The following is a 20,890-nucleotide window of genomic DNA, read 5'->3' as shown; positions in this document are numbered from 1 at the left end:
TTGGGTACATAAAACATCCATAAAAAAGGATGGCAAATTGCCATCCTTTTTTACCTCACTGCGCTTAATTTACGCCACGTGCAGTTAAGTAGTTTTTAATCACAGTGTTAAATTCTTCCGCTTTTTCAACCTGTGACCAGTGACCACATTGGCTGAAAATGTGTGCATCGGCATGTGGCACAATATTTAAAATATCCCATGTACGCGATACTGGAATCACCACATCTTGCGTACCGTGAATCAGCAATACAGGCACAGTGATGTCTTTCATTTTGTCAAAGTCGAGTGGGAACTCGAAACGGTCACGGTCACGCGCGCCCACAACATCCATTAAACGGTCTGAAGCATAGTCATTTTTTGCAGAAGCAAAACGGACTTTGACCAACTCATCTGTAATCAAGTCTTTATTTACCACGAACATTGAAAGCGTCTTTTTAATGCCTTCTTCAGTCAATACAGGATTTGCATGCGCTTTGAGGGCTGCAGTCTGTTTTGCACCGCCTGTACCCATTGAGATAATACCAAGAACACGCTCTGGGTAATCCAATGCCAACTGGAATGCCAACCAGCCACCCAACGAGTTACCCACCAACCAAGTTTTTTCAATGCCCAATGCATCTAAAGTACGTACAGCATGATCTACCCATGCACGGATGCCATATTGTGTGCCCGGTGCAACCACAGTTTGACCATAGCCGATGGTATCAATGGCGATACAACGTGCTTGCTCACCAATTTGTGGCAAGTTTAACCACCAGTTTGCAGCAGCCGATACGCCTGTACCTGAACCGTGTAAAAATAGAATAGGTGTACCTTCACCCACTTCATGATAATGCGTTAATTCGCCTTCTGCTGTTTCAATCCATTTATCTTCTAAGCCAAAGAATGGATCTGTTGTATAGTCAGGGATTTGAACAGTGCTCATATATACTCCTCGTACAGTCTTTAGCTTGCGTTTGGCTCTAGGTATAGAATTTGACGTCAAGTGGACTCATTCAACATTACTTTTACAGGCTTATATTACCTGTTCACACGGCATCAACTGATACAAATTTACGATCACAACCTACAAAAAAACGATTAAACAACTCTTTGAATTTTATAAATTTAATAAAATAAAAGTCTTAATTTATATAAGGTATTTATTCAGTAAATATTAAAAAAAGAGCGACTATAAAAAGCCGCTCTAATTTTTATCTAGCTTTAGAATTTATAAGTGTAAGTCGTGGCGATACGGTGTTCTTCTAAGTCATTCGCAAAGTTAAAATTGGTATCAATGAACATATAATTAAAGCCTAAACCTTTAAGCTTACCTTCTGGCACAACATAGTTCACAATGACGTTATTTTCGTTTTCTTTACCTTCTGGCTTGCCTGCGCCCAGATCGATATTGTCACCGCGGAAATGACGTACTGTCGCTGTTAAACCAGGAACACCCACATCAGCAAAATTATAGGTATAACCCAAACTCCAAGAACGCTCATCTTTACGAATGAAGCTCGCCACAGACCAGTTGTCTAAGTAAGGCTGCGGCACCCACCCGCCCAAGGTCGGGAACATTGGGGCTTTTGTACCGTGCTCACCAAACATTTGTTGATAACCTAACTGTACAGTGTGCATCCCATTGTTGATTTTTGCACCCGCAGACACGGCCTGGCTGTCAATATTGCCATACAGCTTGTCACCCGATTCGCTGTTGTCAAAATAGCGTACATGGGTATCCAGCTTAGTTTTTTCAGCCAAAGTCGTTTTATAGTTTGCAGCGACATAATGTTGTTGATAGATGTTGGTTACATCCGCATACCAATAACTTCCACCTACTTTAGGGGTAAATTGATGATCTACTCCCACAAGATACATGCCATCGTCTGTGCTTAATTTATTCGCTTCAGCAGCAGAAAAATTATTTTGAGGGAACAACGTAAAATCTTGGTATTGGTTATCATAACGTGCATTAATACCGTCTAAATAAGCCAAAGTTAATTTAGTATCTTTTAAATCCTTTGATTCTAACCATGCACCGCTATAAGTCGTTAACAATTGACGCGATGGGTCAAAAAACACCACAGGTGACATTGGTAATAAGTCACCTACTTTTAATTCAGTTTCAGAAAATTTAACTTTTAGAGTTGCACCGACCTTACCAAAATGATCTTTTGACTCTTTACCATCATGCGGCAAAACCCAGTCTGCATTTTTATCACGACCATTGAGTTTTACTGCGTGTTGAACCAGAAGATCAGCACCCACCTGAATTACGCCTAAATCGTGATAACCCGATTTAGCATCCAAGGTGACTGCTTGTGACCATGAACCAAAGTTCCCCGCAGGGTTGTCTTTAATTTGACGATCTAAATAAAAATTCTTAAATTTAAGTTGAACATTGCTGTCGTCAATAAAATCTGCCTGAGTTGCAGTTGTCCCTAAAGTTGCTGTCGCAGCAAAAAGTGCTATCCATAAATTGTGACGATGCATGCGTTTTTCCTATTCATCCAATAAGCGAATCTGGGCATCATGCAAAACTCTTGTCATGAAAAAAATCCGACCACAGTATTAAGCTTTTCTACAAATTCAGCACTTTCTGTATCGAGCAGCTTTTTTCCAAGTTTTTTAATTCTTTTTAACGATAAAAAATTAAGCTCAAAATCCTCACTAAATGAATTTTTATTTGAATTCACTGCTTAATTTAGGTGAAAAACGCTGTTATTTTTTGCATCATGTGAAGGATTAATCTTTTTTAACTTTAAACCCATGTGTTAGCGTTATTTTCTATAAACCCAACTTATAAGAAAAACATTTTAATCAGCACAAAATTCAGCACATTTTACATCTTTCACAGCATAAAAAAGCACCCCAAACGCATTTGGAGTGCTTAATTCAAGTCTGCTTTATATTAAAAACTTAGGCTTGCATTTCACGTGCTTTAGACATAGTCAATGCCAAGTCTTCAATCATATCTTCCTGACCGCCCACCGTACCGCGACGACCAAGCTCAAGTAGAATTTCACGCGCAGATACTCCATATTTTGCTTCGGCACGTTTTGCGAACAATAGGAACGATGAGTAAACACCTGCATAACCTAAAGTTGCTGCATCACGGTCTGCACGAATTTGATGCGTCATCATTGGAATGATCAAGTCTTCAGCAATATCCTGCACTTTAAACAAGTCCACACCTGTTTCCATTTGCATACGGTTTGCGACCGCTACAAACAATTCAAGTGGTGTATTACCTGCGCCTGCACCTAAACCAGCCGAAGCCAAGTCAACACGGGTTGCACCTGCGGTCACAGCCGATACAGAGTTCGCAACGCCCATGCCCAAGTTATGGTGACCATGGAAACCAATTTCGATGTCTGAGGCGAGGTTGGCACGTAAAATACCTACGCGATCAGTCACATCTTGAGGCAACATATAGCCTGCAGAATCTGTTACATAGATACAGTTTGCACCGTAAGACACCATTTTTTGTGCTTCTTCGAGCAATTTTTCTGGAGAAGCCATGTGCGCCATCATCAAGAAGCCCACAGTGTCCATACCCAGTTTACGTGCTGCAGTAATGTGCTGTTCAGAAACGTCTGCTTCAGTCGAATGTGTCGCCACACGAATGGTTGCCACGCCTACATCATGCGCCATTCTCAAATGATCAACTGTTCCAATACCTGGCAGTAATAGTGCAGAAACTTTTGCCTGTTTCAGGTTTGGAATCACTGCTTTCAGATATTCTTCATCAGTAGCGGCTGCAAAACCATAGTTCACAGAGTTACCACCTAAGCCATCACCGTGTGTGACTTCAATTAAAGGCACACCTGCATCATCCAAAGCAGTGGCAATCGCAACCATTTGCTCTGGCGTGGTTTGATGGCGCATTGGGTGCATACCATCACGTAAAGTCATATCATTAATAATAATCTTAGACATTTTGGTATTCCTTAAGCTTCAGCAGTTTTGAAAACGTGTTCTGCAAACATTTCTGCAGTACGTGCAGCCGCTGCAGTCATAATGTCTAGGTTACCTGCATATTTAGGCAAGTAATCACCCAAACCTTCAACTTCCAAGAAAATTGAAACACGGTTGCCATCAAAAACAGGGCCGTTTACAAGTTTGTAACCCGGTACATATTTTTGCACTTCTTTGATCATGGCATGCACAGATGCTGTAATCGCTGCCTGATCTGGCTCACCTTCCACTAAGCAGTGAACGGTATCACGCATCATTAAAGGTGGCTCAGCTGGGTTAATGATGATGATGGCTTTACCTTGTTTTGCACCGCCAACTTCTTCAATCGCGCCTGCAGTGGTACGGGTAAATTCATCAATGTTTTTACGTGTACCCGGCCCCACAGATTTAGTTGATACCGTTGCAATAATTTCACCGTATTCCACAGGTTGAACGCGAGAAACTGCAGCCACCATAGGAATTGTTGCCTGACCACCACAAGTCACCATGTTGACGTTTGGCACTTCGCCCGCTTCAAGCAATGCTTCAAGGTTCACTGGCGGTACGCAGAATGGGCCAATTGCCGCAGGCGTTAAGTCAATCATCAACACGCCAAGCTCATTCAGTTTGCGGCTATTTTCTGCATGCACATAAGCAGAAGTTGCATCAAAAGCAATTTTAATATCATCTTCAAGTACGTGAGGAAGAAGACCATCTACACCGTCACTTGTGGTTTTTAAACCCATTTTTGCCGCACGAGCTAGACCTTCAGAGGTTGGGTCAATTCCCACCATCCACACAGGCTCTAACCATTCACTGCGTTGTAATTTATAAAGCAAATCTGTACCAATATTACCTGGACCGATCATTGCACATTTAATCTTTTTCATGCATGTACTCTCTTAGAATCTCGATTTATTCCGCAGCAAACGCAGCTGTCACTGAACCAAAGCCTTCAATTTCGACTTTAAATTCTTCACCTGGCTGTGCAACAACCATAGGACCTAAAGCACCAGTTAAGATGATGTCGCCTTTTAACAATGGACGACCACGGCGCACCATTTCATCGGCTAACCACACGGCAGCGTTTAATGGATTTGCTAAACAAGCTTTACCCACGCCTTGAGAAACTACTTCTTCACCACGGGTCATCACCATTTTGCAGTTCACCAAATCCAGATTTTCTAGCTTGACTGGTTTTGAACCTAGAACGAATGCAGCAGAAGATGCGTTATCGGCCACGGTATCAATCAAACTAATTTTCCAGTTTTCAATACGGCTATCGACCACTTCAATGGCAGGCAAGGCATATTCAGTCGCGCTGATAATATCCGCATACGTGTGTTTTTCTTTGGTTAGATCTTGGTTAATCACCAATGCAATTTCTGCTTCTACTTTTGGCTGAATCAGCAAACCTGCAGGAATCGCTTCACCATCACCATAAGCCATATCGGCAAACAACATGCCAAAGTCAGGCTGATCTACACCCAGTTGTGCTTGAACCACTTTAGAGGTCAAACCAATTTTACGCCCCACCAAACGACGACCTTCTTTTAAGGCACGTTCGGTATTCACTTCTTGAACGGCATAGGCAATATCTACGTCAGCACTTTCACCACCAAGTTCTGGGCGGATTGGCGCAATCGCAGTTTGAGAGAGTTCGGCAGTACGTAATGCTTGCGCAACTGATTCAACAACAGCAGAATTCGACATCAATGTTTCCTTAAACTGCAAAAATTGGGCATATACCCCGAGATGTTGGAAAGGTAATAATAGAAAATAGGGATGATGACCCCGATCTTGTCCATTCTCAGGACAAGCTATCCAGCTCAGAGGTATGTAAACTGATTAAGAATCGGAAAAATGGCGGGTTTATGCCAATACTTATTTTCTTTTTTTCAATAGCTATTAGCTATTAATCTATTTTTATAAAAAGCAAGCAAAACAGTTGTCTGTAGGCTATGACATTATTTTCCGAGTCATTGACTCGGCAATTCGCAGCAATCTTAAAATGTCTTAATCCTAACTTTAGACTAAAAGCTAAGCCTTTTTATGACGCTCCCAAAAGTACATAAAAAAAGAGCAACCTGAAATTTTTCAAGTTACTCTAATTTCAAATTCATCTAAATTGTTTTACTGGGTTTAACTCGCCTGACGTAAACGATATTGCTGCACTAAAAAATCATGCAAACTCGGCACATCATCTGCAATGGTTAAAGGCTGATAACGCTGCAACACCTCTACACTATGCACGCCATAACTCACGCCTACACGCGGCATAGCAATATTTTGTGCCATTTCTAAATCGTAAGAAGTGTCACCCACCATAATCGCTTGCCCGACCTGCACATCGGTACTGCTCAAAATTTCCTGCAGCATTAAAGGATCAGGTTTAGATTTGGTTTCACTTGCAGCACGTGTCGCCACAAACAAATCCTGACTTTGGGTTTGCGCCAACACTCGGTCTAAACCTTTACGGCTTTTGCCTGTTGCCACTGCCAATTTCAGTCCCAAACCTGACAACTCATCGAGCATATCTGCCACACCCTCAAACCAAGCATCGGTTTTTGAGTGTTCGACATAGTGTTCTGAATAGCACTGCAAAATCGCTTGATGCAGCTCTGGCACTTCAGGAAATAAACGCTGTGCCACTTCAGGCAAACCCAAACCAATAATACTTTTAGCCGCAGCATCGGTCAGGGGTTGCTGAAATTGTTGTGCTGCGAACTGCAAACTCGCCACAATTTGACCGACGGAATTAAATAAGGTGCCATCCCAATCAAAAATGATGAGTTCTACAGGTTTGTTCATATTAGATTCCTAGATTTGATTCGGCTTTTAAATTCCCTCGCTTTACCTTAACTCAAAAGGATAAACGACCAAGAATCAGCACATATATCACAACAAATATTCGATACGCGAAGGGCGACATGGATGTCGCCGTTTCGCTGTGGCACAGAGATGTTCCATCAGCGAAACAAAAGTTTTTTGTTACTTTTCATCTTTGAAAAGTAAGGCATAGCCTATACACCAAAAATTTAAATTAAAAACTTTAAAATGTGGCAGTGAATTACCCCTGAAAACCTCATCTCCTTTTTGCGAAACAATGTTCCTCATCTTTAAAAAGAAGCAAGCTGCTATCGCACAACAGAGAGTTACAAAAATTAAAACTCAGGTGGCGCCGTCGGCTTATCCGCCTTTTGCGCTCTCAACTGCGCCACCAAACTCTGCATATCTTCAGGTAAAGGCGCTTCAATCACAGGATAGCCTGGAATTTCCAAACGCATGGCATGTAAGCACAAACGACGTGGCGCAGGACCCCGATATTCAGTTTGATGACCATATTTATCATCACCCACCAACGGATGCCCAATGCTTAAACCATGCACACGAATTTGATGGGTACGTCCTGACAACGGCGAAGCATATACCAAGCTTGCATGCATAAAACGCTCAGCCACATTCCACTGGGTTTTAGACTCTTTACCTTCTTTAGATACACGTACACGACGTTCGCCATTCGCCAATTCATAACGATGCAACGGCGCATCAATCAATTGTTGATCCAAACTCACCTGCCCTTTGACAATCGCAGCATAAGTTTTTTGGATTTTATGTTCGCGCAATAAATCTTGCAGGGTTTTTAAGGTACTGCGTTTTTTGGAAATCATCACCAAGCCTGAAGTATCACGGTCAATACGGTGAATCAATTCCAAATATTTTTTACCTGTCGCAGCACGTAAGCCTTCAATCAACCCGTAGGCAACGCCACTGCCGCCATGGACTGCAATGCCCGAAGGTTTATTCACCACCATCAAGCCTTCATCTTCATAAACCACACGGCTCAATAAACCCTGTGCCACCTTGTCTGAAATTGGAGCAGCACTGTCGTCTTTTTGTTCATAGCGAATCGGCGCCACACGAATTTGATCGCCAATATTCAGTTTGGTTTCTGCTTTAATGCGCTTTTTATTGACCCGCACCTGCCCTTCACGAATCAAACGATAGATGCGACTTTTAGGCACCCCTTTTAAACGACTAAACAAAAAATTATCGATGCGTTGACCCGCTTGATGCTCATCCACTTCAAACCAAGTGACACTTTGCCATTGTTGGGTAGAATTCATACAGTTAAGAGACCTAATAAAATACTAAAATTGATTAAAAACTGATCATTTAGGCTATGCTTTACACAAGAAACATAAGCTTAGCCCATAGGCAGATGATGCAAGGTTTGATATAGTCAGCGCACGGAAACCATCGTCAGTGGGTTCACGTTGAATCTTTTCAGGTTTTTCTGAAATAGAGCAATCAACCAACATCCCACTACATACGAGCAGGTCCCAAAAGAATTATGCCGACGCCGAAGGCTTATTATATCGGCAAAAAAGCAAACTGTTGCGTTTAATTGTACCTCAGGTACATAAATCAGTTTGCCTGAAAAAATATGTCGCCAACTCTAGTTGGTTTTTAAACGTAAACTGATACACATCAGATTAGTCGCACCCTGAAAACCACTTCAGGCTAAAGCGTTTGATGTATTGGATCTGCACAATTTGTAAAGATACGACGATAATTCCGTATCAAGACACTCTATCTATGAAAGAAGAGATGATCTTCGAGCAATGTGACAGTGAAAGTTACACACATCCAATACACCGCTCGTCCGCCAGTGAAGCGATCAGGTGACTTTATCCGTTTAAAGGTTAAAGCCGTATTGCCATCATCAATACGTGAATCATACACCGCAGCCCCACACAAAAAGGCCGGTAAAAAAAACTCAGACCACAATTGGTTTTTTTGAGATCTGAGCAGTTGATCCGTGATGCTTGATGTTCGCTACGTGTCTAGCGATTTTTTGCTGTGTATCACTATTAGGTGTTACACCCATGAAACGTATGTTGATTAATGCAACACATGCCGAAGAAATTCGCGTTGCACTTGTCACTGGTCAGCGTCTTTACGATTTCGATTTAGAAAATCGTACCCGTGAACAAAAAAAATCGAATATCTACAAAGGTCATGTGACCCGTGTAGAACCTTCTTTAGAAGCCGTATTTGTTGAATACGGTGCAGGTCGCCAAGGCTTCCTGTCGATGCGTGAAATCGCAAACTCTTATTACAAAGCCGACCCTCGCCAAACTTCTAATATTCGTGAACTGATCACTGAAGGCACTGAGCTTTTGGTACAGGTAGAAAAAGAAGAACGTGGCAACAAAGGTGCTGCGCTCTCTACCTTCATTTCTTTGGCTGGTCGTTATTTAGTGCTTATGCCAAATAACCCGAAAGGTGGCGGTATCAGTCGTCAAATTTCAGGTTCTGTGCGTGAAGAACTCAAAGAAATGTTGGCATCTTTAAACGTGCCACGCGGCATGAGCGTGATTGTACGTACTGCGGGCATTGGTCGTTCACAAGAAGAATTACAGCTTGATTTACAACACTTGCTTGACCTTTGGGCGCAAATTCAAAACACCGCAAGCTCTGGCCCATCGCCAATGTTGGTACACCAAGAAGCAGGTGTGGTGACACGTGCGATTCGTGACTACTTACGTGATGATGTTGCCGAAATTTTAATTGACTCAGAACAAGCTTATAACGAAGCCTATAACTTCGTAAAAGCCGTGATGCCACGTCAGTTAGACAAGCTAAAAACCTATACTTTAAATGAGCCGCTATTCGCGCATTTTGGTATCGAAAGCCAAATTCAAACAGCTTATGAGCGTGAAGTTAAATTGCCTTCAGGCGGCTCAATTGTCATTGACCAAACTGAAGCATTAGTTTCAATTGACATCAACTCGGCTAAGTCTACCCGTGGTCAAGATGTTGAAGATACTGCGCTTAATACCAACCTTGAAGCTGCCGAAGAAATTGCGCGTCAATTGCGTTTACGCGACATCGGTGGTTTGGTGGTCATCGACTTTATCGACATGACCAAAGACCGCAACCAACGTATGGTTGAAGCCAAACTTCGTGAAGCAACACAAAGTGACCGCGCACGTATTCAATTTGGTCAATTATCACGTTTTGGTTTAATGGAAATGAGCCGTCAGCGCTTACGTCCATCACTTGAAGAAGCGACTGGTTACGTTTGCCCACGCTGTCACGGTACAGGCATGGTACGTGACCTACGCTCTCTTTCACTTTCAATTATGCGTAAAGTGGAAGAAATTGCCCTGCGTGAACGTCATGGTGAAGTTCAAGTCGAAGTACCTGTTGAAATTGCAGCATTCTTACTGAATGAAAAACGTCACAGTCTGGTTTACCTTGAGCAAACTTCAAATGTGCGTGTGACTGTATTACCTCACCCACACTTAGAAACCCCGCATTACGAAATTTCGTATAATCCTGAAGGCTTTGCACCAACCAGCTATGAACGTACTGAAGCAACTCGTTCAAGCGAAAAAGAGTTGGGTTATGAATCTTCTGAATGGCATTTAGAAGAAGCAGATCAATCGCACAGCCACGCTGCTGCACCTGCGGCTGAAAAAACCTCTGCAAGAAAACCACAAGCAGCACAGCAAAATAAAGCATCTGCACAACAGCAGCCTGCACCTGCGGCAGCAACAACTACTGCAAGCCCATGTGCCTGGTTAGAAAACCTGTTTGTTCAAAAGCAAGCCAGCACCATTGATCAAGCACGTAGTGCCAACAATGCAGCAGCAGCCATCGAGCAAATGGTGAATAGCGGTGCTGTGAGCCGTGGTCAGTTTGGTCAAATTGCAACTGCATCTGCTGCCCCTGCTGCAAGCAGTCAAAATGTGTACCTTGCACCATCGACAGTGGCACAAAAAACTGAACGTGACTCTGCAGATAAATCTGCTGAACGTGAAGACAAACCTGCTCCGCGTCACAACAACAAAAAGCCGCGTCACAGCAACAACAATAACAAGCACAAAGAGCAACGTGAGCCGCAAACTCAGCACGACAATCAACAACATCAAGTGCATGAAGAAGTGGTTCAAATGTCGCGTCAGGAGCAACGTCAAGAAGCGCGTGAAAACAAACGCAACTCTCGTCGTCAGCACAACAATGACCAAGCACCGCAGCAGCAAGAAGCTCAAAACAACAATGAGCAGCAAAATGCCGTGCCACGTCGTGACCGTCGTAACCAGCCTCGTCCAGAACGCCCAAATCGTCACCGCGACCCAAGCGTATTGAATGAGCAAGCACCTACCGCAGTGGCTTCTAATCAGCCGAAAGTGGACTTAATTGATGCACCGCGTCAAGAGTTCAACACGACGGCTTTGGTGGTGAATGTCGATCAGGCTCAAACTGAAATTGTGGCATTGAATGCTGCGCCATTAGCGGCTGAACCAGTCACAGCAGTAGAAGCAACTGTGCCTGAAACGGTTGCTGAACCAACTCAAGCTGTTGCTGCGGTAGAAGCTGCTCCAGTTGTTGCAGAAGAAACAGCTGCACCTGCGGAAGTACAAGCACAACCGACTGCGCCTGCAAAACGTGCCAGCAATGACCCGCGTCAGCGTCGTCGTCAGCAACGTGAAGTTCAAGCACAGCAAGCAGCTGCACCAAAGTTAACGCCTTCACAGGTGCCAACTTTAGCGCAATACAGCATTGGTAGTCTGATTCGCCACGTCTATGGTGAAGATTGCTCAGTCCTGATTGAACAGTTTGGTTTAATTCCAACGTTCAATCGTGCTTTGCAAAAGTTCACCGATGAATATGCGGCAACGCTTGCAACAGCTGCGCCTGTGGCAGAGAAAAAACCTGTCACACGTGATGTGGAAGTTGCCAAAGCTGCTCCTGAAGCAGAACCTGCACCTGTGTTAGATCTGACTCCACCAAAACCTGTGTCAGATAAGCGTGTTGCCAACGATCCGCGTGAGCGTCGTCGTTTAGCCAAACAAGCTGCTGAGCAAGCCTTGGAACAAGCCAAGCAAGCACAGGCAGTAGAAAAAGCTGAAGCAGAAAGCACACCTGCAGCAGAGCCAACGACTGACGTTGTGGCAACTACCGACGCATCTGTAGAAGCAAACTCTACTGCAGAAACGTCTGTAGCGCTAAGCACAGAAGTCGAAGCAACTACAGAAGTAAACCCTGAAGTAGAGGCTACAACTGAAGCTACTCAGCCAGAGTTGAACGCGCAAGACGACCTTGCACAAACTGTCACTGAAACTGCAGCAGCGCAAGAAGAAACTGCCGTTGAAGTGGTCGCACCTGTACAAGTGGAATTAGCAGTAGATGACCCAGTCGAAACTGCTGAATCTGAACAGGACAAAGCAGAAAAAGAGAAAACTGCACGTCCGCGTCGCCCACGTGGTCGTCCACCTAAAAAAGTAACTCCGCCAACTGAGTCTTAATTCGCACTTTTGCAGCGGAATAAAAAAATCCAGTCATTTTAATGACTGGATTTTTTTTGCTACTTTAGAGCAAATGCAGTGGTGACTTAAATTTAAGCAAGTTAATTTGGTGTTAGGTGTTTTTGATTTTTAACAGCTTTTATAAAAACATCAGTCAAAGCTAAAAATTAGGTTGATTGCACTAGGACTAAGGGATTACAAAACAATAAGACGCGATGCTTTGCAGATGCAACGGATGATGACAAAAACAGGATTCTTATGTACCAGATGACAAAAAGCGATTTAATTGGCTTAACGGATGTTGCGGCAAAAATTCCGCAGTTTATGACTAAAGTGCCCCACCTGATCACAGGGTTAAAGCAAGCCTATTTACGCACACCCAATACGCCTGCAGGCTTAGGTCTTGCGTTTGAAAAAGCCGTGCATCGTAACCCGCATGGTTGTGCCTTGATGTTTGAAGATCAGCAGTACAGCTATTTGCAGCTCAACGCATGGGCTAACCAAATTGCACATTACTATTTAAGCATTGGCGCACGCAAAGGTGATGTCATTGCGGTGATGTTGGAAAATCGCCCTGAATTAATTGCCAGTGTCATTGGCTTGGCAAAAATTGGCGTTATCGCGGCTTTGGTCAATACCGCACAAGTCGCCAAAGTTTTGGCGCACAGCATCAATTTAGTCAAACCAATTGCCGTGATTGTGGGGGAAGAATGTCGCCAAGCCATTGCCGATATTCGCCAAGAACTTGAGCTTGCAGAAAATCGTCTGTATTGGTTTGCAGATCAAAATACCCGTACCGATGCCGGCACTGCGCCTGAAGGTTTTCAAAATTTAGCGCAATGCATTGCATCATTCCCAAGCTTTAATCCTGCCACCACACAGTCGGTACAGGGCAAAGATGGGCTGTTTTATATCTATACCTCAGGTACAACAGGCTTGCCTAAAGCGGTGATTTTCACCAATAGCCGTTGGACGTTGGCTTATGGTACCTATGGTCATGTCTTGGGTTTAAATCAGGATGATGTGATGTACTGCACTCTGCCGCTGTACCATGCCACAGGTATTGTGGTGTGCTGGTGTGGCGTAATTGCAGGCAGTGCCACCTTTGCCATCCGTAGAAAATACTCCACTTCATGCTTCTGGCAAGATGTACACAAATTCAATGCCTCTGCGATTGGCTATGTGGGCGAATTGTGCCGTTATTTAATGGATGCGCCTGCTTCTGATTTAGAGCGTGGGCATCGTGTGACCAAAATGATTGGCAATGGCATGCGTCCTAATATTTGGAGCAAATTCAAAACACGCTTTGGCGTTCAGGAAATTCTGGAACTGTATGCGTCTAGCGAAGGCAACGTCGGCTTTAGCAATGTGTTTAACTTTGACAACACGGTTGGTTTTTCACCGACACCTTATGCGGTCATTCAGTTTGATAAAGAAAAAAATGAACCCGTACGCGATGCCAAAGGCAAATGCATGAAAGTCAAAAAAGGCGAAGTCGGCTTATTGATTGGAAAAATCACCCGTCGCTCACCGTTTGATGGCTACACCGACCCTGAAAAAAACAAGGCGGTGATGATGCAAAACGTGTTTAAACAAGGCGATGCCTATTTTAACACGGGCGATTTAGTCCGCGACATTGGCTTCCGTCACGCCCAGTTTGTTGATCGTTTAGGTGATACCTTCCGCTGGAAAGGTGAGAACGTATCCACCACAGAAGTAGAAAACATTGTCAGTGACTATGAAAAAATTGCTGAAGCTGTCGTGTATGGCGTTGAAATCCCACATACCAATGGTCGTGCAGGTATGGCTGCGATTACCTTAAACGAAGGCTGCCAGTTAGATGAACAAGACTTGCGTCAAATGCTGGTGGAGTTTAAAAAAGCAATGCCCGCTTATGCAGTACCCGTTTTTTTACGCATTCAAAAGCAAATGCAAACCACAGGTACATTTAAATATCAGAAGAACACCCTGAAAACTCAAGGTTTTGATTTAAAACAGTGTGATGAAAAAATTCTGGTGTTATTGCCAAACCAATCTGCTTATTGCGAACTGACCCAAGAAATTTACGACAATATTCAACAGTATCAATATCGCTTCTAAGCCACCAGGTTGCCTATTTTTTGATTAGATACGACAAATTTGTTGCATTTATAATCAAACATAGGCAACTTTTTTATTTTTTACTTGCGCTCGCTTCATATCTTGCTACAATACGCTCCATCAAACGAAGTGGTGCTTAAAACCCTCTGGTTTTTCTTGCACTTCACAATCAAGCCTGCTTGATTGCTGGTTCAGGGTCGTTAGCTCAGTCGGTAGAGCAGCGGACTTTTAATCCGTTGGTCCCGCGTTCGAATCGCGGACGACCCACCATCTTCTTCAAGGTTGATACTTTAAAAATGATCATCGTCATTTTTACTCCTCTGGGTCGTTAGCTCAGTCGGTAGAGCAGCGGACTTTTAATCCGTTGGTCCCGCGTTCGAATCGCGGACGACCCACCATTTCCTTGATCAACCTTAGATGGGTCGTTAGCTCAGTCGGTAGAGCAGCGGACTTTTAATCCGTTGGTCCCGCGTTCGAATCGCGGACGACCCACCATTCCTTCTAAAAAATCTTTAAATTACCAGTCATCACAGCACTGTTCTGTGGATCGTGCAGTTTCGTAATTTACTATAGAATTCCCGTATTCTGCCCTGTTTGACTAACACTTTTATCCACTACACCTTGCTCAATTCAGTTGTAGACGATGTGCCATCATTGATAAATCATACTTTACACATCCCAAATAAAAACTTGATGTAAAAAAACAAAAGCCCAAAAGTTTTTCACGAATGGGCTAAGAATTGAATGAGCGAATAATTAACTTGCTCTGATTAAATGATAGTTTTGCGAAGGTAAGGGATTGCTTTTAAAGTATTCACGATTATTTTCTGTTGCAATCGCAATTTTGTTTTTATCCATAATTAAATTATGGTCTTGATCAACATTATAGTAAAAGTTCACCCCAGAGGCGCGTGCCACCACAATTTGATGCGCGTCTTCATCATAGAACCATAAATCTTTGCGGTATTTTTTTTTATTGTCGTAACTGATTTGCCCCGCATTGACAAAAATACGATGCGCTGTCCCATCAGGCAATAAGGTCAAAATATAATCGACTTTTCCGCTTTCGCACATAACAAACTTATCTTCACAGCTAATCTGAATAGTATAGCGTCCCACATAAGTCAGATGATTTTCGGGAATATGATGTTCTGTTGCAGCCGTTTGTATGGGTGCGGTTGCCTGCCCTGCCACTTCAGTCAGTCTTTTGGTTTCTACCTGTTCTGTATATTTTTGCACTGCAGCTTGCTCAAGTTGTGAATCATCGCATCCAAGCAATGCCACTGCACTCCATATAGAAACTGCGCAAATATTTAATTTAGCCGACACACTATCCCTCATATAGAGTGACCAGACCGAGTATTCAGTCCTATTCAAACCACCGAATAGACAGCTCAATGTAAGGCATGCTTTTCCTCAATCCTTTGTGGTCAAGCGCTTACTCTGCCCATCGCTTCTCTCTGATATTTTAGGTGGATGCTGGTTTAAGCAACACCAAAAGTTACATAACTTTACTAATTGCCTTGCTCACCGCCCTTTAAAAACCCAAGTGCATCACCATTTTTATTCTATATACAGATGATGTGCTGTGAAGCTAAACATCGGCATGTATTTATTTTGAATTTTAGATCTCTTAAGGAGAATTAGATGGCCAATGTTGGTTTATATCGCTCTAACCGCTCAAATATGATTGCTGGGGTCATGGGTGGTATTGCTGAACGTTTTGGTTGGAACGCAAATTTACTGCGCTTAATTTTTGTGATTGTTTCCGTGATGAGCGCTGCCTTTCCTGGCATTTTGGTGTATTTGGTGTTGTGGTTGGTGATCCCTAAACAAAACCAGTCGAATACAACAAACTATACTCAGGGCTACACAAGACCTGTGCGCACGGTCAATCCTGATCAAGACCGATAAACGGTATTGAAATTTTAAAGACTGACCATATTTAAAGATTCATAGGCTTGAATCATTTACCGATTCACTTGTAGACACCACCCTATTCACACAACTTTCTTCTTTTTCGCTACGATTGCTCCCCCAAGCATCGTAGCTTTTTTTTGCCTTTCAACCTGCAATATATTTTAAAAGTCACAGCATTTCAGGATTGAGTCGTGTTGAATACACATCGACAATGCGAGTCTATTAATTGGTCTTTACAGCAAGCTGTTGATTCAAGACGGCAATCATATCGGCACGGCTAATGATCCCCACCAAACGCTGCTGCTCTACCACAGGAATGTAGTTAAAAGAGCGCTCGACAAAGTACGGCACAAGGTCTTGAATACTCTGTTGCGGTTGCACCGTGACCACTTGGCGTAACATGATATGTTTCACTTGATGTTTCCAGCTATACGGCAAATCTGTTGCGTGTTTAAACCATTCCACTACTTCATACAGCGCCAAAGTTCCAACCAAATGTTGCTCTGTATCAATGACAGGTAAACTCATTAAATTCATGTGTTTGAATTTTTCTAAAGCACTGTGAATATCCTCATCTTGCTGCAAACTGACCACATCTTTACTCATAATATCGGCACAAGTCAGTGCTTGAGTTTGTCGTTCACTGGCTTTGTGTTGCGCTTCTAAAATGATTTTTTGTAAGTCGTATTCACTAATATCTAGCAACTGGGTTTGTGCATCTAAAACATCTTGAATATCTTGCGGCTGAATAGTGGCTTTTTGAGTAGGCGTTGGGTCTTGGGTACGTTGATTCAACTGTGGCGTTTGAGGATAAGGCTTGCCAATCATGCGGTTAAATACAATTGCAATCACCATCAGCAAAACTGAATTAAGCAGCACAGGATAAAAGATGAAGTGATAACCCAGCTCACGCACGGCATCTCCGCCAAGCACTGCGGTAATGGCCACTGCTCCACTCGGTGGATGCAGCGAATCGGTGGTCATCATCAAGAAAATAGATAAAGCCACAGCCACACTAAAGGCTTCGGTTAAATTTGGAATATATAAAGCACAGCTCACGCCCATAATTGCTGCAATACTGTTCCCAACTACAATATTCCACGGCTGCGCCAAAGGACTGGCAGGCACAGCAAACAACAATACCGAAGATGCACCCATTGGCGCGATATACCATGCGTTAATATCGCCCAACACCCACCAACTGATCAGGGAAGATAATGCCAAACCCAATAATGCGCCCAAACCACAAAGTAGGCGTTCTTTTAACGGCAATACTTTAAAATTGGGTTTCAGCGTATTCAGCCAATCAAGTTGTGAATGAAACACGGGCAGGCAATCCAGTGGTGACAATTGGACAAGATTATAAGGCAATCATTCAGTAAGATGTATTTGTTTTATATCTTTCATTTATCAGTGAATTTGTAAAACCCCAAACAACCAACCGCTAGTTGTGCTTTAACCTTTGCCAGCACCCCGCAAAATCCTTATAATTGAGCACAATTTTTCTCTAATTTTAAGTGGATGACCATGAGTCGCGCCATATCGCATATTGATACCTTTCAAGGCTTAATTCTTGCCTTACAAAACTACTGGGCGGAGCAGGGCTGCGTCGTTTTACAACCTTACGATATGGAAATGGGTGCAGGGACATTCCACACTGCCACTTTCCTACGTGCTTTAGGTCCAGAAACATGGAACGCGGCGTATGTACAACCATCTCGTCGTCCTAAAGATGGTCGTTATGGCGAAAACCCGAACCGCTTACAACACTACTATCAATTTCAGGTGGTGCTGAAACCAAACCCAGACAACATTCAACAGTTGTATTTAGATTCTTTAAAAGCAATTGGAATTGACCCATTGGTGCATGACATTCGCTTTGTAGAAGATAACTGGGAATCTCCAACTCTTGGCGCTTGGGGCTTGGGTTGGGAAGTATGGCTAAACGGCATGGAAGTGACTCAGTTTACTTACTTCCAGCAAGTCGGTGGTGTTGAGTGCTACCCTGTAACAGGCGAAATCACCTACGGTCTTGAACGTCTGGCAATGTACTTGCAAGGTGTAGACTCAGTTTACGACTTGGTTTGGACTAAAGGACAGTTTGGTACTGTAACGTATGGCGATGTGTTCCATCAAAACGAAGTTGAACAATCGACCTATAACTTTGAATACGCACCTGTAGAAAAAATGTTTGAACTGTTTGACTTCTATGAAGTAGAAGCGAGCCGTTTAATTGCAGCAGAATTACCGCTACCTGCTTATGAGCAAGTGATTAAAGCATCTCACTGCTTTAACCTCTTGGATGCGCGCGGTGCAATTTCTGTGACTGAGCGTCAGCGTTATATTTTACGTGTCCGTACTTTGGCACGTTCTATTGCACAAAGTTATGTGGCTGCACGTGCAAAATTAGGCTTCCCAATGGCTGAACCACATTTACGTGATGAAGTCTTGGCACAATTAAAAGCACAGGTTGAAGCGGAAGCCAAAGCGCAAAATACTGAGGAAAGCAAATAATGTCTAAACATACAGTTTTATTTGAACTCGGTTGCGAAGAACTCCCACCGAAAAGCTTAAAAACCTTACGTGATGCACTACTTGCAGAAACTGAAAAAGGTTTAAAAGATGCAGGCTTGGCTTTTGATGCAATTGAAGCCTATGCAGCACCACGTCGCTTGGCACTTAAAATTGCTAATGTTGATGCCGCACAAGCAGACACACAAAAACGCTTTGACGGCCCTGCTGTTCAAGCTGCTTACGATGCCGAAGGCAAACCAACCAAAGCCCTTGAAGGCTTTATGCGCGGTCAAGGCATTACTGTAGATCAAGTATCTACATTCCAAGCAGGTAAAGTTGAAAAAGTGTGCTACTTAAAAGACGTGAAAGGTCAAAGCCTTGATGCGTTATTGCCACACATTTTACAAACAGCATTGGACAACCTGCCAATTGCAAAACGTATGCGTTCTGCTGCAAGCCGTACTGAATTTGTGCGCCCAGTAAAATGGGTCGTTTTACTTAAAGATCATCAAGTAATTGAAGCAACGATTCAAGACCATCAGGCAGGTAATGTCACTTATGGACATCGTTTCCATGCACCTGAAGCAATCACCCTTGCACATGCAGATGAATACCTTGAGAAGTTAAAAGCAGCGCACGTTGTCGCTTCTTTTGAAGAGCGTCAAGCGATCATTGATCAGCAAGTAAAAGCATTAGCGGATGAAGTGAATGCGATTGCAATTGTTCCTGCGGATCTACGTGACGAAGTCACTGCACTGGTTGAATGGCCGGTAGCTTTACGTGCCAGCTTTGAAGAACGCTTCCTTGCCGTTCCTCAAGAAGCCCTGATCACTACCATGCAGGATAACCAGAAGTATTTCTGTCTGGTGAATGCTGAAAACAAATTACAGCCTTACTTCATTACCGTTTCAAACATTGAGTCTAAAGACCCGACTCAAATTATTGAAGGTAATGAAAAAGTGGTGCGCCCACGTTTGTCTGATGCTGAATTCTTCTTCTTGCAAGACCAAAAACAACCACTTGCATCACGCAAAGAAAAATTGGCCAACATGGTTTTCCAAGCGCAATTGGGCACACTTTGGAACAAGTCTGAACGCATTGCCAAACTGGCTGTTGCTTTGGCGCCAATTACGGGTGCAAATCCGCAAGATGCAGAAAAAGCTGCTTTACTTGCAAAATGCGACTTAACCTCTGAATTGGTGGGTGAATTCCCAGAACTTCAAGGGATTGCGGGAACTTACTACGCACGTCTTGAAGGTGAAAATGACGAAGTTGCAGAAGCACTGGGTGAACAATACTTACCTAAATTTGCGGGTGATGTGCTTCCTAAAACCAAAACAGGCACGACGATTGCCCTTGCAGACCGTTTAGACACGCTCACAGGTATTTTTGGTATTGGTCAAGCACCGACAGGTTCTAAAGACCCATTTGCATTGCGTCGTTCTGCGATTGGTATTTTGCGCCTTGTAACAGAAAACGGTTTAGATGTTTCAATTGAAGACTTAATTAAACTAGCCTTGGCTGCTTATGGTGATGTCTTGAAAGACCACGACAAGACTTTGGCAGATGCAGTCGCATTCCTTGAAGGTCGTTACCGTGCGAAATACGAAGATCAAGGTGTTGCGGTAGATGTGATTCAAGCCGTTCAAGCTTTATCACCAAAATCTCCACTAGATTTTGATAAGCGTGTGAATGCAGTAAATCACTTCCGTGCCTTGCCTGAAGCGGCTGCATTGGCTGCTGCAAACAAGCGTGTTGCCAACATTTTAGCCAAAGAAACCGCGCCTGAAGGTACTGTCGTTGAAGTAAACTTGGTAGAAGATGCAGAAAAAGCATTATTCGCTGAACTTGCAAAAATCACACCTGTGGTTGAGCCATTATTGGCAGCAAAAGACTACACCACTGCACTTTCTCAATTGGCTGCATTACGTGCGCCTATTGATGCCTTCTTTGACAGTGTCATGGTGATGGCAGATGATGCTGAGTTGAAAGCCAACCGCTTACGTTTACTCGCGCAGTTACGTGATTTATTTACACGTGTTGCAGATGTAAGTGTGTTGCAGCACTAAAGTCTTAATTACTTGTAAATTAAAAGAAAC

Annotated in this window: 14 protein-coding genes and 3 tRNA genes; 8 read left to right on the top strand and 9 right to left on the bottom strand. The window is 43.3% G+C overall.

Annotated features, from left to right (window positions below):
- Positions 1-64: 64 nt before the first annotated feature.
- From FTU92_RS08900 to FTU92_RS08870, 7 genes are all read right to left on the bottom strand, one after another.
- Positions 65-925, bottom strand: coding sequence for an alpha/beta fold hydrolase (locus FTU92_RS08900; RefSeq protein WP_004976044.1), 861 nt, complete (start codon positions 923-925; stop codon positions 65-67).
- A gap of 278 nt (positions 926-1,203) precedes the next feature.
- Positions 1,204-2,475 carry an OprD family outer membrane porin gene (locus tag FTU92_RS08895; protein WP_154321082.1) on the bottom strand — a complete coding sequence of 424 codons (1,272 nt, stop codon included), beginning with the start codon at positions 2,473-2,475 and terminating at the stop codon, positions 1,204-1,206.
- A 426-nt stretch (positions 2,476-2,901) separates the two neighbouring features.
- Positions 2,902-3,921: a 4-hydroxy-2-oxovalerate aldolase gene (dmpG, locus tag FTU92_RS08890; protein WP_131261066.1), complete on the bottom strand. Its 1,020-nt coding sequence runs from the start codon at positions 3,919-3,921 to the stop codon at positions 2,902-2,904.
- An 11-nt stretch (positions 3,922-3,932) separates the two neighbouring features.
- Complete coding sequence (locus tag FTU92_RS08885) at positions 3,933-4,829, bottom strand: acetaldehyde dehydrogenase (acetylating) (RefSeq protein ID WP_004976037.1); 897 nt, start codon at positions 4,827-4,829, stop codon at positions 3,933-3,935.
- A 25-nt stretch (positions 4,830-4,854) separates the two neighbouring features.
- Positions 4,855-5,652, bottom strand: a complete 798-nt coding sequence (locus tag FTU92_RS08880) for a 2-keto-4-pentenoate hydratase (protein WP_004976036.1) — start codon at positions 5,650-5,652, stop codon at positions 4,855-4,857.
- A gap of 429 nt (positions 5,653-6,081) precedes the next feature.
- Positions 6,082-6,750 carry an HAD-IA family hydrolase gene (locus FTU92_RS08875; RefSeq protein WP_154321084.1) on the bottom strand — a complete coding sequence of 223 codons (669 nt, stop codon included), beginning with the start codon at positions 6,748-6,750 and terminating at the stop codon, positions 6,082-6,084.
- Between the two features lie 353 nt (positions 6,751-7,103).
- Positions 7,104-8,066, bottom strand: coding sequence for an RluA family pseudouridine synthase (locus FTU92_RS08870; RefSeq protein ID WP_154321085.1), 963 nt, complete (start codon positions 8,064-8,066; stop codon positions 7,104-7,106).
- Between the two features lie 762 nt (positions 8,067-8,828).
- Between FTU92_RS08870 and FTU92_RS08865 the strand changes: the two genes are divergently transcribed.
- The 5 genes from FTU92_RS08865 (at position 8,829) to FTU92_RS08845 (ending at position 14,852) form a co-directional block, all read left to right on the top strand.
- Positions 8,829-12,257, top strand: a complete 3,429-nt coding sequence (locus tag FTU92_RS08865) for an Rne/Rng family ribonuclease (RefSeq protein ID WP_180096107.1) — start codon at positions 8,829-8,831, stop codon at positions 12,255-12,257.
- A 258-nt stretch (positions 12,258-12,515) separates the two neighbouring features.
- Complete coding sequence (locus FTU92_RS08860) at positions 12,516-14,357, top strand: long-chain-acyl-CoA synthetase (RefSeq protein ID WP_131261071.1); 1,842 nt, start codon at positions 12,516-12,518, stop codon at positions 14,355-14,357.
- Between the two features lie 194 nt (positions 14,358-14,551).
- A tRNA-Lys gene (locus tag FTU92_RS08855) sits at positions 14,552-14,627 on the top strand.
- Between the two features lie 52 nt (positions 14,628-14,679).
- Positions 14,680-14,755 (top strand) — tRNA-Lys (locus FTU92_RS08850).
- A gap of 21 nt (positions 14,756-14,776) precedes the next feature.
- Positions 14,777-14,852 (top strand) — tRNA-Lys (locus FTU92_RS08845).
- 261 nt (positions 14,853-15,113) lie between these two features.
- On the opposite strand, the gene FTU92_RS08840 is transcribed toward FTU92_RS08845, so the two are convergent.
- A complete protein-coding gene (locus FTU92_RS08840) occupies positions 15,114-15,686 on the bottom strand; it encodes a hypothetical protein (protein ID WP_180096105.1) in 573 nt (190 codons plus the stop codon).
- 318 nt (positions 15,687-16,004) lie between these two features.
- Here FTU92_RS08840 and FTU92_RS08835 point away from each other — a divergent pair, with 318 nt between their 5' ends.
- Complete coding sequence (locus FTU92_RS08835) at positions 16,005-16,271, top strand: PspC domain-containing protein (RefSeq protein WP_131261073.1); 267 nt, start codon at positions 16,005-16,007, stop codon at positions 16,269-16,271.
- A gap of 228 nt (positions 16,272-16,499) precedes the next feature.
- On the opposite strand, the gene FTU92_RS08830 is transcribed toward FTU92_RS08835, so the two are convergent.
- The gene (locus FTU92_RS08830) at positions 16,500-17,603 is read right to left on the bottom strand and encodes an HPP family protein (RefSeq protein WP_131261074.1); all 1,104 of its coding nucleotides are present in this window, start codon (positions 17,601-17,603) and stop codon (positions 16,500-16,502) included.
- 201 nt (positions 17,604-17,804) lie between these two features.
- Here FTU92_RS08830 and glyQ point away from each other — a divergent pair, with 201 nt between their 5' ends.
- Positions 17,805-18,791, top strand: coding sequence for a glycine--tRNA ligase subunit alpha (glyQ, locus tag FTU92_RS08825; protein ID WP_004976017.1), 987 nt, complete (start codon positions 17,805-17,807; stop codon positions 18,789-18,791).
- On the top strand, positions 18,791-20,860 hold the full coding sequence (glyS, locus tag FTU92_RS08820) for a glycine--tRNA ligase subunit beta (protein ID WP_179996344.1): 2,070 nt from the start codon (positions 18,791-18,793) through the stop codon (positions 20,858-20,860). The genes glyQ and glyS overlap by 1 nt, the downstream gene beginning before the upstream one ends.
- Positions 20,861-20,890 lie beyond the last annotated feature (30 nt).

Origin of the sequence: Acinetobacter sp. YH12205, assembly GCF_013418125.1 — a bacterium.
In the GTDB taxonomy this organism is placed as follows: Bacteria; Pseudomonadota; Gammaproteobacteria; order Pseudomonadales; family Moraxellaceae; genus Acinetobacter; species Acinetobacter towneri.
This window is presented reverse-complemented; position numbering and strand designations above follow the sequence as displayed.

Excerpts from the sequence above, each read along its gene's own strand:
- FTU92_RS08900 (WP_004976044.1), bottom strand. The coding sequence starts at position 925 with ATGAGCACTGTTCAAATCCCTGACTATACAACAGATCCATTCTTTGGC.
- FTU92_RS08895 (WP_154321082.1), bottom strand. The coding sequence starts at position 2,475 with ATGCATCGTCACAATTTATGGATAGCACTTTTTGCTGCGACAGCAACT.
- dmpG (WP_131261066.1), bottom strand. The coding sequence starts at position 3,921 with ATGTCTAAGATTATTATTAATGATATGACTTTACGTGATGGTATGCAC.
- FTU92_RS08885 (WP_004976037.1), bottom strand. The coding sequence starts at position 4,829 with ATGAAAAAGATTAAATGTGCAATGATCGGTCCAGGTAATATTGGTACA.
- FTU92_RS08880 (WP_004976036.1), bottom strand. The coding sequence starts at position 5,652 with ATGTCGAATTCTGCTGTTGTTGAATCAGTTGCGCAAGCATTACGTACT.
- FTU92_RS08875 (WP_154321084.1), bottom strand. The coding sequence starts at position 6,750 with ATGAACAAACCTGTAGAACTCATCATTTTTGATTGGGATGGCACCTTA.
- FTU92_RS08870 (WP_154321085.1), bottom strand. The coding sequence starts at position 8,066 with ATGAATTCTACCCAACAATGGCAAAGTGTCACTTGGTTTGAAGTGGAT.
- FTU92_RS08865 (WP_180096107.1), top strand. The coding sequence starts at position 8,829 with ATGAAACGTATGTTGATTAATGCAACACATGCCGAAGAAATTCGCGTT.
- FTU92_RS08860 (WP_131261071.1), top strand. The coding sequence starts at position 12,516 with ATGTACCAGATGACAAAAAGCGATTTAATTGGCTTAACGGATGTTGCG.
- FTU92_RS08835 (WP_131261073.1), top strand. The coding sequence starts at position 16,005 with ATGGCCAATGTTGGTTTATATCGCTCTAACCGCTCAAATATGATTGCT.
- glyQ (WP_004976017.1), top strand. The coding sequence starts at position 17,805 with ATGAGTCGCGCCATATCGCATATTGATACCTTTCAAGGCTTAATTCTT.
- glyS (WP_179996344.1), top strand. The coding sequence starts at position 18,791 with ATGTCTAAACATACAGTTTTATTTGAACTCGGTTGCGAAGAACTCCCA.